General features: G+C 74.7%; 1 protein-coding gene. It reads right to left on the bottom strand.

The features are described 5' to 3' along the window. A partial coding sequence (locus KUM32_RS40710) for an aminotransferase class I/II-fold pyridoxal phosphate-dependent enzyme (protein WP_217146707.1) occupies window positions 1–700 on the bottom strand: 700 nt, incomplete at both ends.

Here is a 700-nt window from a genome sequence, read left to right as displayed (position 1 = left end):
CCACATGCCGTGCGAGTCGGCGGCCGGGTCGCCCCAGCGGCCGGTGAGGGCCGTGGGGATGCCGAACTGCACGAAGTTGGCGTCCGAGTCCGTGACCGGGCAGCCGATGGCGCGCAGCTCGGTCACCAGCCGGTCCCGCTCGCCCTTGAGCTGCTCGACGTACCCGAGCAGCGTATCGGTGTGGTCGAGGGCGGCCAGCGCGGTGGCCTGGGTGACGGCGGACAGGTGGTAGGGCAGCCGCACCAACTGCACGGCGTCCACCACGGCCGGGTCGGCGGCCAGGTAGCCCAGGCGCAGCCCGGCCGCGCCGAACGCCTTCGACATGGTGCGGCTGAGCACCAGCCGTGGCCGGCCGGCGATCAGCGGCAGCAGCGAGGGCTGGTGGCTGAACTCGCCGTACGCCTCGTCGATCACCACCAGGGCGCCCCGCTCGCGCGCGGCCTGCCCCGCCTCGTACAGGGCGAGCACGGTGTCCGCGGCCACGGCGGTGCCGGTCGGGTTGTTCGGCGAGCAGACGAAGACCACGTGCGGGCGCAGCCGGGCGATCTCGGCGGTGGCGGCGGCCACGTCGATGGTGAAGTCCGCGCGCCGGGGCCCGGAGACCCAGCCGGTGCCGGTGCCGCGCGCGATCAGAGCGTGCATCGAGTACGAGGGGTCGAAGCCGATCGCGGTGCGGCCCGGCCCGCCGAAGGTCTGCAGG

The sequence above is a fragment of the Streptomyces sp. AC627_RSS907 genome (assembly GCF_019049165.1).
Note: the sequence above shows the minus strand (reverse complement) of the source record. Positions and strands in the feature narration are given on the sequence as shown.